This is a genomic window from Buchnera aphidicola (Protaphis terricola) (genome assembly GCF_964059145.1).
GTDB classification, from domain to species: domain Bacteria; phylum Pseudomonadota; class Gammaproteobacteria; order Enterobacterales; family Enterobacteriaceae; genus Buchnera; species Buchnera aphidicola_BP.
In genome coordinates, this window is the sequence record NZ_OZ060405.1 from 414,339 (window position 1) to 429,101 (window position 14,763).

11 protein-coding genes and 5 tRNA genes are annotated in these 14,763 nt (G+C 22.6%); 11 read left to right on the forward strand and 5 right to left on the reverse strand.

Features of this window, described 5'->3' with window-relative positions:
* Positions 1-51: 51 nt before the first annotated feature.
* The 6 genes from AB4W67_RS01950 to gshA all read left to right on the forward strand — a co-directional run bounded on the left by AB4W67_RS01950 (position 52) and on the right by gshA (position 5,826).
* Positions 52-783, forward strand: a complete 732-nt coding sequence (locus tag AB4W67_RS01950; RefSeq protein ID WP_367682370.1) for an outer membrane protein assembly factor BamD — start codon at positions 52-54, stop codon at positions 781-783.
* A gap of 118 nt (positions 784-901) precedes the next feature.
* Positions 902-3,553: an alanine--tRNA ligase gene (gene alaS / locus AB4W67_RS01955; protein ID WP_367682371.1), complete on the forward strand. Its 2,652-nt coding sequence runs from the start codon at positions 902-904 to the stop codon at positions 3,551-3,553.
* A 181-nt stretch (positions 3,554-3,734) separates the two neighbouring features.
* The gene (gene csrA / locus AB4W67_RS01960) at positions 3,735-3,917 is read left to right on the forward strand and encodes a carbon storage regulator CsrA (RefSeq protein WP_367682372.1); all 183 of its coding nucleotides are present in this window, start codon (positions 3,735-3,737) and stop codon (positions 3,915-3,917) included.
* A 121-nt stretch (positions 3,918-4,038) separates the two neighbouring features.
* A tRNA-Ser gene (locus AB4W67_RS01965) sits at positions 4,039-4,128 on the forward strand.
* 13 nt (positions 4,129-4,141) lie between these two features.
* Positions 4,142-4,215, forward strand: a tRNA-Arg gene (locus tag AB4W67_RS01970).
* Positions 4,216-4,287: 72 nt separating this feature from the next.
* On the forward strand, positions 4,288-5,826 hold the full coding sequence (gshA, locus tag AB4W67_RS01975) for a glutamate--cysteine ligase (protein ID WP_367682373.1): 1,539 nt from the start codon (positions 4,288-4,290) through the stop codon (positions 5,824-5,826).
* An 85-nt stretch (positions 5,827-5,911) separates the two neighbouring features.
* Here gshA and metK read toward each other — a convergent pair whose 3' ends face one another.
* Positions 5,912-7,051, reverse strand: coding sequence for a methionine adenosyltransferase (metK, locus tag AB4W67_RS01980; protein ID WP_367682374.1), 1,140 nt, complete (start codon positions 7,049-7,051; stop codon positions 5,912-5,914).
* A 195-nt stretch (positions 7,052-7,246) separates the two neighbouring features.
* Between metK and AB4W67_RS01985 the strand changes: the two genes are divergently transcribed.
* Together AB4W67_RS01985 and AB4W67_RS01990 are read left to right on the forward strand one after the other, a co-directional pair.
* Positions 7,247-7,954, forward strand: coding sequence for an endonuclease (locus tag AB4W67_RS01985; RefSeq protein ID WP_367682375.1), 708 nt, complete (start codon positions 7,247-7,249; stop codon positions 7,952-7,954).
* 22 nt (positions 7,955-7,976) lie between these two features.
* Positions 7,977-8,714 carry a 16S rRNA (uracil(1498)-N(3))-methyltransferase gene (locus AB4W67_RS01990; protein WP_367682376.1) on the forward strand — a complete coding sequence of 246 codons (738 nt, stop codon included), beginning with the start codon at positions 7,977-7,979 and terminating at the stop codon, positions 8,712-8,714.
* A 29-nt stretch (positions 8,715-8,743) separates the two neighbouring features.
* Here AB4W67_RS01990 and rpiA read toward each other — a convergent pair whose 3' ends face one another.
* From rpiA to AB4W67_RS02010, 4 genes are all read right to left on the reverse strand, one after another.
* Positions 8,744-9,406 (reverse strand): ribose-5-phosphate isomerase RpiA, encoded by a 663-nt coding sequence (gene rpiA / locus AB4W67_RS01995; protein ID WP_367682377.1) that lies wholly within the window; start codon positions 9,404-9,406, stop codon positions 8,744-8,746.
* Positions 9,407-9,546: 140 nt separating this feature from the next.
* A tRNA-Gln gene (locus AB4W67_RS02000) sits at positions 9,547-9,621 on the reverse strand.
* 24 nt (positions 9,622-9,645) lie between these two features.
* Positions 9,646-9,727: transfer RNA gene (locus AB4W67_RS02005), tRNA-Leu, on the reverse strand.
* Positions 9,728-9,741: 14 nt separating this feature from the next.
* Positions 9,742-9,815 (reverse strand) — tRNA-Met (locus AB4W67_RS02010).
* Between the two features lie 158 nt (positions 9,816-9,973).
* Here AB4W67_RS02010 and glnS point away from each other — a divergent pair.
* The 3 genes from glnS to eno all read left to right on the forward strand — a co-directional run bounded on the left by glnS (position 9,974) and on the right by eno (position 14,718).
* Positions 9,974-11,653, forward strand: a complete 1,680-nt coding sequence (gene glnS / locus AB4W67_RS02015) for a glutamine--tRNA ligase (RefSeq protein ID WP_367682378.1) — start codon at positions 9,974-9,976, stop codon at positions 11,651-11,653.
* A 121-nt stretch (positions 11,654-11,774) separates the two neighbouring features.
* Positions 11,775-13,436 (forward strand): CTP synthase, encoded by a 1,662-nt coding sequence (locus tag AB4W67_RS02020; RefSeq protein ID WP_367682379.1) that lies wholly within the window; start codon positions 11,775-11,777, stop codon positions 13,434-13,436.
* Positions 13,429-14,718 carry a phosphopyruvate hydratase gene (eno, locus tag AB4W67_RS02025; RefSeq protein WP_367682380.1) on the forward strand — a complete coding sequence of 430 codons (1,290 nt, stop codon included), beginning with the start codon at positions 13,429-13,431 and terminating at the stop codon, positions 14,716-14,718. Before AB4W67_RS02020 ends, eno begins: the two co-directional genes overlap by 8 nt.
* Positions 14,719-14,763: the final 45 nt, after the last annotated feature.

The following is a 14,763-nucleotide window of genomic DNA, read 5'->3' on the forward strand; positions in this document are numbered from 1 at the left end:
TTAATTAATATTATTAATATAAAATTTTATTCAATTATAGAAAAATATCTTATGTGTAAAAAAAACATCCTAATTATTTTTATATTATTATCAATACATCTCTCAGGATATGCAGAAAATATACAACAAAATAAAAAGATTAAAGAAAAAATATTTTATAAATATTGTAGAAATGAATTGAAAGAAAAAAAATTTTATCAGGCAATACAACATTTAGAAAGTATGAAAAAAAATAATATTAATACTTCTTACTCTGATAAAATTCAAATTAATTTAATTTATGCTTATTATAAAATTGAAAATTTTAATATGGCTCAAAAAAATATAAATCAATTTATTCAACTATATCCAAAACATTTAAACATAGATTATGTTTTATATATTAAAAGTTTAATAGACATAGCATTAGATAAAAATATTTTTTTTAAAACTTTTTTAATACAAAACTATAAAAGTGATCCTATATATGCAAAAAGAGCTTTTTTTCAATTAAAAGATTTCTTATTTCGTTATCCTAAAAGTATTTATATTGTAAATATAAAAAAAGATTTATTCAATTTAAAACAACGTTTAGGGCAATATAATCTTCAAATATTGAAATATTATTTTAAAAACAAAAAATATATAGCAGTAATTAATCGAGGTGAAGAAATAATAAAAAATTTTCCAGAAACTATATCATCAATAAAAGCATTAAAATACATGAAACTAGCTTTTATTAAATTAAAAATATTCGATACTGCTCAAAAAATAGATAAAATTATTCAAATTAATAATATTTAAAATATTTCAGAATAATAAATATTTTTTATATTAAAAATTTTTACTTTAAAGTTAAATAATCAGTTTTATTTTAAAATATATTTATAATTTAAATTATTTTAAACAAAAATTAAAAAATATGAAAAACACAACTAATGAAATACAACATAAATTTTTAAAATTTTTTAAAAAAAAAGGACATACTATTATTCCTAGTAGTCCTTTAGTTTCAACATATGATTCAACATTATTATTTACTAATGCAGGCATGAATCAATTTAAAAGTTACTTTTTAAATCCCAAAAAAAAAAAATACTCTCGTATTGCTACTATACAAAATTGTTTAAGAACAGGAGGAAAACATAATGATTTAGAAAATGTTGGATACACTGAAAGACATCATACATTTTTTCAGATGTTAGGAAATTTTAGTTTTAATGATTATTTTAAAAAAGAAGCAATTATATATGCATGGGAATTATTAACATGTAAAAAATGGTTTAATATTGATAAAAATAAACTATGGATTTCAGTATATAAAAATGATGAAGAAACATATAAAATATGGATTGATATTATCAAAGTACCATCTACACATATTATAAAGATAGGAGATAAAAAAAATTGTAAATACAAATCTGAAAATTTTTGGCAAATGGGTGATACAGGTCCTTGTGGACCATGTACTGAAATATTCTATAATTATACTTCAGGAAACTCTAATAATTTTTCAGAATTTTTAAAAAACAAAAATCAAAATTTTATTGAAATTTGGAATATTGTATTTATAGAATACAATCGAATTAATTCAGAAAAAATCATTCCACTAAAATATAAATCAATAGATACAGGAATGGGGTTAGAAAGAATTGCTTCAGTTCTTCAAAATGTAAATTCAAATTATAAAATTGATATATTCCAAGAATTAATTCAAATAATATATAATTTTAGCGATATTAAACAAATAAATAAAACTTCTTTAAAAATAATTTCTGATCATATTAGAGCTTTTGTTTTTCTTATTTATGAAAATATAATTCCATCAAATGAACATCGAGGATATATTTTAAGAAGAATTATCAGAAGAACATTAAGACATGCATATAAAATTGGAATTAAAAAAAAATCCTTTTATAAAATTATACCTAATTTTATTCAAAATATGAGTAAATACTTTAAATTTTTGAAAGATCAAGAATTAAAAATCAAAGAAATAGTTAAAATAGAAGAAATGCAATTTTCAGAAACTCTTGAAAAAGGAATAAAAATATTAAATATAGAACTTAATAAAACTTCTAATCAAAAAATCTCTGGAAAAACTTTGTTTTATATACATGATACTTTCGGTTTTCCTATTGATTTAGCATCTGATATTTGTCGTGAAAAAAAAATTGAAATAGATTTTGATAGCTATTATTTAGAAAAAGAAAAACAAAAAAAACAATCAAATAAAAAAAATAAATTTTATGAAAATTATAATCAGATAATCAACATTAATGATAATTGTATTTTTAAAGGATATAAAAAACATTTAATTAAATCATTAATAAAACATATTTATGTAAATAAAAAATCAGTTTCATGTATTTCAGAAGGAGAAAATGGAATTATTTTTCTTGATAAAACATCTTTTTATCCAGAATCTGGGGGACAAATAGGAGATATAGGAGAATTATATTATAAAAATTCACGATTTTTAGTTGAAAATACAAAAAAATATGGAGATACAATAGGGCATATTGGTCAATTAGTTACAGGAAAATTTAAAATTAATAATTTTTTATATACTAAAATTAATACAATTTATAGAAATCAGATTGAAATAAATCATTCTGCTACTCATTTACTTCATTCTGCATTAAGAAAAGTATTAGGTGATATAGTTACTCAAAAAGGTTCTTTAGTAAGTAATACACATATAAGATTTGATTTTTCATATCCTAAAAATATTAGCTTATCTAATTTACAAAAAATTGAAAATACTATAAATACAGAAATATGTAAAAATAATTTAATTACAACTAAATATTCTACTTTAGAAGAAGCAAAAAAGCAAAAAGCAATTGCATTATTTGAAAAAAAATACAATTCTATTGTACGAATAGTTAACATAAAAAACTTTTCTATAGAATTATGTGGTGGAACACATACTTCTAGAACTGGAAATATAGGACTATTCAAAATAATAAATTATTTAAGTATATCATCTGGAATTAAAAGAATAGAAGCAACAACAGGAATCAACGCAATAAAATTTTTACATACTAGAGAAAATGATATTCAAAATATATCTACTTCTTTAAAAACTAAAAGTAATAATATTAAAGAAAAAATAGAAAAACTTTTAATTAAAGTTAAAAATTTAGAAAAAAAAGTTCATGTATTTCAAACAAAAGAAAATATATATCAAATTAAAAAAATAACTAAAAATATTAAAAATATACATGGAGTTCAACTTCTAATTCATATATTTCAAGATTATGATAAAAAATCAATAAAATCAATAATAAAACAATTAAAAAAAGATTTAAAAAATGCAATAATTATCTTTATAAACAAGAATAATACTGATTTTTATATAACTATAGGAGTTACAAAAAATCTAATTCATTATATCAATGCATTAGAAATTATTAATATTTTTATAAAATACACTCATGGAAAAGGAGGGGGGAAAAAAGAAATTGCTGAAGGTATTATTTTAAATAAAAATAATTTATCTAAAGTTTTAAAAATTATTAATATATGGATTAATTTAAAAATAAAAAAAATAAAAGAAAAATCTGTTTAAATTATTTTAATATATAAATTAATTATAGCATTAATATACCTATTAAAATTACATTAGTATATAATATTAAAAGAAAAAATAATATATTATTTTAATTTTTTCTCATCTATAATTTAGTCTTTAATTATTTTAAAATCCAGGAATTAGATGGAATGAACTTTTTTATTTCAAGGAACAAAGAATGCTTATTTTAACTCGTCGAGTTGGCGAAACATTAATCATTGGCGATGAAATAACTGTAACAGTACTAGGAGTTAAGGGAAACCAAGTTCGTATTGGTGTAAATGCCCCTAAAGAAATTTCTGTCCATCGTGAAGAAATATATCAACGTATTCAAACTGAAAAAAAACAACAAAAAAATTAATTATATAAATATTGCATCTTACGTATTTTAAGTAGGATGCATTGTAACTATTCTTACTTTTTTTTAAAAAAAAATTGACTTATATTTAAAAAAAAGTAAAATTAAAACTAATAAAAAAATAGGTGAAATGGCCGAGAGGATGAAGGCGCTCCCCTGCTAAGGGAGTATGTAGAAAAACTCTGCATCGAGGGTTCGAATCCCTCTTTCACCGAATTATTAAAACTGCATCCGTAGCTCAGTTGGATAGAGTACTCGGCTACGAACCGAGCGGTCGGAGGTTCGAATCCTTCCGGATGCAGATAAAAAAGTTCTACCAAGAAATTATTATCCTGAAAAAAATAATTTTTAAATTTTAAATTAGGAGAAAAAATTGATAGAGGATATATCAAAAAAAATTACTTGGTTAGAAAACAACTCATCAATATTAAAAAATATTAATCGAGGCCTTGAAAGAGAAACATTAAGAATTAAAAAAAATGGAAATTTTTCTAATAAAAATCATCCATATGAAATTGGATCAGCTTTAACTAATACATGGATTACAACTGATTTTTCTGAAAATTTATTAGAATTTATTACACCTACTACCAATAATATAAATTATCTATTAAAATTTTTAAAAGATTTGCATTCTTTTGTAGCATATAAAAACCAAAAAGAAAGAATGTGGCCTTTTAGTATTCCATATTCTTACAAAAAATCAACAAAAATTCAAATAGCAAAATATGGAAGTTCTAACTATGGAAAATTCAAAACACTTTATAGAAAAGGTTTAAAATTAAGATATGGTGATTTAAAACATACTATTTCAGGTATTCATTATAATTTTTCATTGCCAAAAACATTCTGGGGTAAAAAAAATATATCAGATGGATATTTAAATTTAATCCGAAATTACTATAAATTTGGTTGGATTGTTCCATATTTATTTGGAGCATCACCTGCAATATCAAAACATTTTTTAAATAATAAAAAATACAAATTTAAAAAAAATAAAGAAGGTATATTATATTTACCATGGGCTACTTCATTAAGAATTAGTGATCTTGGACATACAAATATTTCTAATATCGATCTAAATATTGAGTTAAACGATTTACAATCATATATTCAATCTTTAAAAAAAATAATGCAAACACCTTCAAAAAAATTTTCTAATTTAGGTATAAAAAATAAATTTGGTGAATTACAACAATTAAATACAAATATATTACAATTAGAAAATGAATTGTACACACAAATTAGACCTAAAAGAAAAATAAATTATGGTGAATCACTTTTAAGTGAATTAGAAAAAAAAGGAATTGAGTATATAGAAATACGTTCTTTAGATATAAACCCATTTTCATCAATAGGAATTAATAAAAATCAAATACTTTTATTAGACTTATTTTTAATTTGGTGTGCTTTAATTAAAGCTCCTAAAATAAAAAAAACAGATTTTTTAATTATCAATAAAAATTGGAATAAAATTATTTTTGAAGGGAGAAAACCTAATCAAAAAATTTATATTAATAAAGAAAAAAAATATGAACTAAAATATATTGGTCAAAGAATATTTCAAGATTTAAAAAAAATTGCTAAAATTTTCGATAATCAATTAAAAAATTCAGAATATCAAAAAGTATGTGATAAAAAAATACTTTTTTTTCAATATCCAGAACTAACTTATTCAGAACAATTTTTAAAATTATTCGTTAAAAAAAATAAAATTAAACAAAAAGGGTTATATTTAGCTAATAAATATCACAAAAATTTTATTGATAAATTTAAATTTAATACAAACAAAAAAAAATTTGAATATGAAGCTATTCGATCACATAATCAACAAATAAAAATAGAAAAGAATGAAAATTTATCTTTAAAAGATTATTTAAAAAAAATAATCAATTCTCCCATGCCAAATTAACATGGGGAAAAAATTATTAATAATTTTATATAACTATCTATAATAGTATAAAAATATCTATAAAAAATTAAATATTTCAAACAACTTATTGAGATAAAGCATCTACTTTATCTAATTTTTCCCATGGAAATTTTTCCCTTCCAAAATGTCCATATACAGACGTATCAAAATAAATAGGTTTAAGCAAACCCAACATCTGAATTATACCATATGGTCGTAAATCAAAAATATCTCGAACTAAATTAATTAAAGCTTGATTACTAATTTTTCCAGTTTGAAAGGTGTCAATCATAATTGATGTAGGATTAGATATACCAATTGCATACGATAATTGAATTTCACAACGATCTGCTAAACCTGCAGCTACAATATTTTTAGCTACATATCTTGCAGCATAAGCAGCAGATCTGTCTACTTTAGATGGATCTTTTCCAGAAAAAGCACCTCCACCATGTCTAGACATTCCACCATATGTATCTACAATAATTTTTCGACCTGTTAAACCGCAATCTCCCATTGGACCACCAATTACAAATCGACCAGTAGGATTAATTAGAAATTTAGTATTTTTTGTTATCCACTTTTTTGGCAAAACTGGTTTTATAATTTCCTCCATAACACACTCTTTTAATAAATTTTGATGAATATTTTCTTGGTGCTGAGTTGAAAAAACAACTGTATCTATTCCTATTATACTATTATTTTTATATTGAAATGTTACTTGACTTTTTGCATCAGGTCTTAACCAAGATAAAATCTTTTTTTTTCTTATTTCAGATTGCCTTTTAACTAATAAATGAGCATATGTAATAGGTGCTGGCATTAAAACATCAGTTTCATTAGTAGCATATCCAAAAATAATACCTTGATCTCCGGCACCTTGATCAAATGGATTAAATCGATCTACTCCTTGAGTTATATCTGGCGACTGTTTTCCTATCGCGCTTAATATTGCGCAAGAATTTGCATCAAAACCTGTTTCTGAATTAATATAACCAATTTTATTAATAGTATTTCGAGTAATTTCTTCCATATCAACACAGGCATTAGTAGTAATTTCACCACCAATTAAAACCATTCCTGTTTTTATATAAGTTTCACAAGCAACTCTTGCTTTAATATCTTGCTGAATAATTGCATCTAATAAAGCATCAGAAATTTGGTCAGCAATTTTATCTGGATGACCTTCGGAAACTGATTCTGATGTAAAAAGATATTCATTCATTATACTGTATATTCCTTTTTTCATTGAAAAATTTATTAAAACAAGTAAAATATATGTTTAATTAAATCCAATTTTATATAAAATCTTTTAAATAAGATATATAAAAATTATTTTAATATTTTTATTAAATAATAATACTGAAATAAACTATTTTAAAAATTAAAATAATTAATACAATTTTATAAGAATTAAAAAATGATAAAAAAAATATTTATTATCTGTACTATTATTTTTTTTTTAATTTTAATTAAAAAAAATAATATACAACAAAAAAATACACATAATTTTCAAAAAATTAAAATCTTAGCAGTAAGAATACATCAAAATGCTCCTGGAACATTTTATTGTGGATGTAAAATTATTTGGAATAATAAAAAAGGAGTACCTGATTTATCATCATGTGGTTATAAAATCCGTAAAAATTTTAATCGAGCAAAAAGAATTGAATGGGAACACGTTGTTCCAGCATGGCAATTTGGGCATCAAAAAAAATGTTGGAAATATGGAGGTAGAAAAAAATGTCAACAAGATTATAATTACCAGAAAATTGAATTTGATTTACACAATTTACAACCTTCTATTGGAGAAATTAATGCAGATAGGTCCAATTTTATGTATAGTGAATTGAATAATAATATACAACAATATGGAAAATGTAATGTAAAAATAGATTTTAAAAAAAGATTAATAGAACCTCCAAAACGAGCTAAGGGTATAATAGCTAGAACTTACTTTTATATGAGTAAAATGTATAATATTCCATTATCTATAAAAGAAAAACAATTATTTAAAAAATGGAATATTAATTTTCCTGTAACTAAATGGGAATGTATAAGAGAAAATAAAATATTTAAAATTCAGGGTAATCACAATAATTATGTTTACAAAAAATGTAAACAATAAAAAATTTTTTTATTAAAAAAATATGAAAAATAGAATTCCACGTATTTATATCGATAATAATTTAATGATTAATGAAAAAATAATATTAGATATATCTAATACGCATTATATAATTAAAGTATTACGTATGAATATACAAGATAAATTAGAAATATTTAATAATACAAATTATATTTTTTTATCTAAAATTATACATATTCAAAAAAAAATAGTAACTATTTTAATTTTAAATAAAGAGAAAAAAAATATTGAATCTCCATTATTTATTCATTTAGGATTAGTGATTTCAAAACATGAAAAAATGAATTTTTCTATTCAAAAATGTGTTGAACTAGGTGTTAATGTAATTACTCCATTATTTTCTAAATATTGTAATATTAATAAAAACAAAAAACACATCTTAAAAAAAGTTAATTATTGGAAAAATATAATCATTTCTGCATGTCAACAATGTAGACGTAATATTGTACCAATAATTAATTACCCTATGGAAATGAATATATGGTGTCAAAAAAAATATGAAAATGAAAGCAAAATTGTTTTAAATCAAAAATCTAAAATTAGTATTAGTCAATTAACATATAATAATTATATAAGATTATTAATTGGTTGTGAAGGTGGTTTTTCATTATCAGAAATACAAAATATGAATAAATATAAATTTATTTCAATTAAATTAGGCCCAAGAATATTACGTACAGAAACGGCTGCAATTTCAGCAGTAACAGCACTACAAGTAAAATTTGGTGATTTAAAATAAATTTAATTAAAAATACTTTCTTAATAATTTTATTTTTCTATGATCTCAACACCTTTTTTTTTTCCTATTAATACAATATCTGCACCTCTTAAAGCGAATAAACCTACGGTAACCACTCCTGGTAATAAATTTATTTTTTTTTCTATTGATATAGGATCATCTATATTTAAGTTGTATACATCTAAAATAATATTACCATTATCTGTAATAACATTTTTTCTAACCTTAGGAATACCTCCTATTTTAATTATTTCTTTTGAAATAAAAGATATCGAAATCGGAATGATTTCAATAGGCAAGGGAAACTTCCCTAAAACATTTACTTTTTTTGTTTCATCTATAATACAAATAAATTTTTTAGACATACCTGCAATAATTTTTTCTTTAGTTAATGCACCTCCTCCACCTTTAATCATTTGCATATTAGTATTTATTTCATCAGCACTATCAATATAAATCTCTAATGAAGAAAAAATATTTAAATTTAAAATATTATTAATACCTTTTTCTTTTAATAATCTTGTAGAAGCATTTGAACTAGAAACTACACCAGAGAATGAATTTTGAATTGTACTTAAAGCTTCGATAAAATAAGAAACAGTACTCCCTGTTCCGATTCCAATAACAGTTCCAGGAACAATATAATTTAATGCTGCCCATGCTGCTTTTTTTTTTAATTGATTTAAATACATAGTATAAAAAACCTATTTTATTTTATATAAATATTCTAAAATAAAAAAATAATAGATTTTAAATCTAAAAAATTATTTATTTGAAATTAATATTTTTTATAATTTCATTTTATATTGTTTTATAGAAATAAAATATTAGATGGCTGGGGTACCTGGATTCGAACCAGGGATGCCGGTATCAAAAACCGGTGCCTTAACCACTTGGCTATACCCCAAAAATAAAGAAAAACTATAAAATATACGGGAGGCGAGATTTGAACTCGCACACCTTTCGGCGCCAGAACCTAAATCTGGTGCGTCTACCAATTTCGCCACTCCCGCAAATAAAACAATAATAGCTACGACGGGATTTGAACCCATGACCCCAGCGTTATGAGTGCTGTGCTCTAACCAACTGAGCTACGTAGCTAAATAAAAAATATTTATTTAATATTTTAAATAATTTATTTTTTTATTTTATAATAAACAAAATAAATTATCAATATAATTATTAAGATAAAAAATTTTTAAAAAATTAAACATTAAAATTTTCAATTATATTAAAGATAAATTAAATTATAGGAAAAAATGAATATTAAAATTAAAAAATATAATAATAACTTTATTTACAATATTATTAAAAAAGATTTTAAAAAAAATAAATATTTGTTATTACGAACTCGTTTTCCACCAGAACCAAATGGATATCTTCATATTGGACATGCTAAATCAATATGTTTAAATTTTGAACTTGCAAATTTATATAATGGACACTGTAATCTTCGTTTTGATGATACCAATCCGCTTAAAGAAAATATTAAATATATTAACGCAATTAAAAATGATATTAAATGGTTAGGTTATAAATGGAATAAAAAAATTCATTACTCTTCTGAGTATTTTCCAAAATTATATATATATGCAAAAGAATTAATTAAAAAAGGACTAGCATATGTAGATGAATTAACAAAAGAAGAAATACGTGAGTATAGAGGTACATTAACTCAAACTGGAAAAGATAGTCCATATAGAAATAGAAGTATTGAAGAAAATTTAACATTATTTAAAAAAATGAAAAATGGATATTTCAAAGAAGGAGAAGTATGTTTACGAGCAAAAATTGATATGAAATCTACATATATAATTATGCGAGATCCTGTTTTATATCGAATTATTTTTCAAGAACATCATCAAACAAAAAATAAATGGTGTATTTATCCAATGTATGATTTTGCACATTGTATTTCTGATGCGATTGAAGGTATTACACATTCTTTCTGTACTTTAGAATTTCAAGATAATAAACGTTTATATAATTGGATTTTAGAAAATATAAGTATTAAAAATCGTCCAAAACAATATGAATTCTCACGATTAAATTTAAAATATTCAGTTTTATCTAAAAGAAAAATTAGTATACTTATTGAAAAAAAAATTATTAACAACTGGGATGATCCTAGAATACAAACTATTTCTGGATTAAGAAGAAAGGGATACACACCTTCTTCTATTAAAAATTTTTGTGAAAAAATTGGTGTAACTAAACAAAATAATCTAATAGAATTTTCTATGTTAGAATATTGTATTAGAAAAGAATTAAACGAAAAATCTATACGTACTATGGCTGTTTTAGATCCAATAAAATTATATTTATACAATATTGATAATAACTATGAAGAAACGTTTATTGTTCCAAATCATCCAAAAAAACCAGAATTAGGCACACATAAAATTATTTTTACTAATACAATATATATTGATAGAGAAGATTTTAAAGAAAAATATGAAAAAAAATATAAAAGATTAAAAATTGGTGAAGAAGTACGTTTAAGATATTCATATATTATTAAAGCAGAAAAAATAGAAAAAGATTTGTCTGGTAAAATTATACAAATAATATGTTATTGTAATCTAAATACATTAGGAAAAAAACCAATAAATAAAAAAAATCCAGCAGTAATACATTGGATTTCAGTAAAAAATTCTTTTCCATCAGAATTTAGATTATATGAAAAATTATTTAATATAGATAATCCAGATCAAGAAAAAAATTTTTTATCTTTTTTAAACCCTAATTCAATAATTATTAAAAATGGATTTATTGAAAAAAATATAAATAAAACTATAGAAAATCAAAATTATAAAAAATTATCTTTTCAATTTGAAAGAATTGGATATTTTTGTATAGACTCTGTTGAATCAAAAAAAAATAAATTAATTTTTAACAGAACTGTTAGTTTAAAAGACACATGGAATATAAAGAAATAGAAAATATAATTTTTATATATTAAAAATTTTTAAAATTAAATTAATACAATTAAATAATGCAATTAAAGATTATAGTCTTTAAATTACTTTTTTATTTTAACTAATATTTTTACATTTCAGCATGATTAAAAATTATATTTTTATTACAGGTGGAGTAGTTTCATCTTTAGGAAAAGGTATTGCGGCAGCATGTTTAGGAGCTATATTAGAAGCAAGAAATTTAAAAATAACTATTATGAAATTAGATCCATATATAAATGTAGATCCAGGAACTATGAGTCCTATACAACATGGTGAGGTATTTGTTACAGAAGATGGAGCAGAAACTGATTTAGACTTAGGACATTACGAACGATTTATTCGTACTAAAATGACATATTTAAATAATTTTACAACAGGTAGCATTTATTCAGAAGTATTAAAAAAAGAAAGAAGAGGAGATTATTTAGGAGCCACTATTCAAGTAATTCCACATATTACTGATGCTATTAAAAAAAGAATTATATTATGTTCTAAAAATAGCGATATAATTCTTGTAGAAATAGGTGGAACAGTAGGAGATATTGAATCTTTACCATTTTTAGAAGCTATCCGACAAATTGCAGTTGACTTAGGTCGTAAAAATGTAATCTATATACATTTAACATTAGTACCTTATATCAAAACAGCTGGAGAAATTAAAACTAAACCTACACAACATTCAGTAAAAGAACTATTATCTATTGGAATACAACCAGATATTTTAATTTGTAGATCTGAAAAAAATATACCAATAAATGAACGACAAAAAATAGCATTATTCTGTAATGTTCCTGTAAATGCTGTTATTTCATTAAAAGATGTTAATTCAATATATAAAATACCAAAATTGTTAAAAGATCAACAATTAGATAATTATATTTGTGAATATTTTAAATTAAAAGCTCCTGAAGCTAATTTAAAAGAATGGGATAAAGTTATTTATGAAGAAAAAAATTCTAATAGTACAATTGTTATTGGTATTATTGGAAAATATGTAAAATTACCTGATGCCTATAAATCTGTAATAGAAGCATTAAAACATGCAGGCTTAAAAAATAAAATTAAAGTAAATATAAAACTAATTAATTCACAAGAAGTAGAAAATAAAAATTCTCAATGTTTAAAAAATCTTAATGGTATTTTAATACCTGGAGGTTTCGGAGATAGAGGTGTAATAGGAAAATTATTATCAGTTAAATATGCCAGAGAAAATAATATCCCATATTTTGGTATTTGTTTAGGAATGCAAATTGCAATTATAGAATTTGCACAAAATGTAATTGGTATTAAAGAAGCAAATTCTACAGAATTTGATCCTACATGTAAATTTCCTGTAATTGATTTAATTAAAAAACAAAATAATATAAAAAATATTATTACTAATAAAAAAATAAGTCATTCTAATTTAGGAGGTACTATGAGGTTAGGAAGTCAGCCTTGTAAACTAATCTTAAATAGTTTATCTCGCAAATTATATAATAAAGATATTATCTTAGAAAGACATAGACACCGTTACGAAGTAAATAATATTTTATTAAAAAAAATAGAAAAATTTGGATTAAAAATTACTGGACGTTCAAAAAATAACAATATAGTTGAAATTATAGAGATATCTAATCATCCATGGTTTCTTGGTTGTCAATTCCACCCTGAATTTACATCTACACCACGTGATAGTCATCCATTATTTATTGGATTTATAAAATCAGCTGCCCAATATAAAAAGAAAAATATTAAATATGTAAAGGTTAAAAATGTCTAAAATAAAAAAAATAAAAGGTCGTGAAATATTAGATTCTAGAGGTAATCCAACAGTAGAAGCAGAAGTTCATCTTGAAGGCGGATTTATTGGTTTAGCATCTGTACCTTCTGGGGCTTCTACTGGATCATTTGAAGCTATAGAATTAAGAGATCAAGATATAAGTCGTTTTATGGGAAAAGGTGTTTTAAAATCAGTCGAATTAATTAATAACGAAATCTGTCATGCTTTAATTAATCAAAATGCTAATTATCAAGATCATATTGATCAAATTATGATTGATTTAGATGGAACTCCTAATAAAGAAAAATTAGGTGCTAATTCAATTTTATCTGTATCTTTAGCTGTAGCAAAAGCCGCAGCAGCTTCAAAAAAAATACCTTTATATGAACATATTGCTGAACTTAATAACTCATCTGGTATTTTTTCAATGCCACTTCCAATGATTAATATTATTAATGGAGGTGCACATGCAAATAATAATATTGATCTCCAAGAATTTATGATACAACCTATTAGCGCAAAATCAATCAAAGAAGCAATACAAATGGGGGCAGAAATATTTCATAAATTAGGAGAATTACTTCAGAAAAAAGGTATCAGTACAACAGTAGGAGATGAAGGTGGATATGCTCCTAATTTAAAATCTAATGAAGAAGCTTTAAATATAATTCAAGATGCAATAAATCACACAAAATATAAGTTAGGTATAGATATCACATTAGCTATAGATTGTGCTGCTTCTGAATTATATAATAAAAATAATAAAAAATATAACTTAAAAGGAGAAAAAAAAGAATTTAATTCAAAAGAGTTAACTCATTATTTTAAAAAATTAGCTAAAAAATATCCTATTTTTTCTATTGAAGATGGTCAGAATGAATCTGATTGGAATGGATTCTTATATCAAACAAAAACTTTAGGAAATGATATACAATTAGTAGGAGATGATTTATTTGCTACAAATATTACACTTTTAAAAAAAGGAATAAAAGAAGGTGTTGCAAATGCTATTTTAATTAAATTAAATCAAATTGGAACATTAACTGAAACAATAGAAACTATAAAAATAGCAAAAAAAGCAAATTATGCTACTATTATTTCACATCGATCAGGTGAAACAGAGGATACTACAATAGCAGACTTAGCAGTAGGAACAGAATCAGGACAGATTAAGACAGGATCTATGAGTCGTTCTGATAGAATATCTAAATATAATCAATTAATTAGAATTGAAGAACAATTAGGTATAAAAAAAGCACCATTTTATAGTTTAAAAAAATAATTAAATTATTTTTTATATAATTAAAAATCTTATAAAGAGAATCAG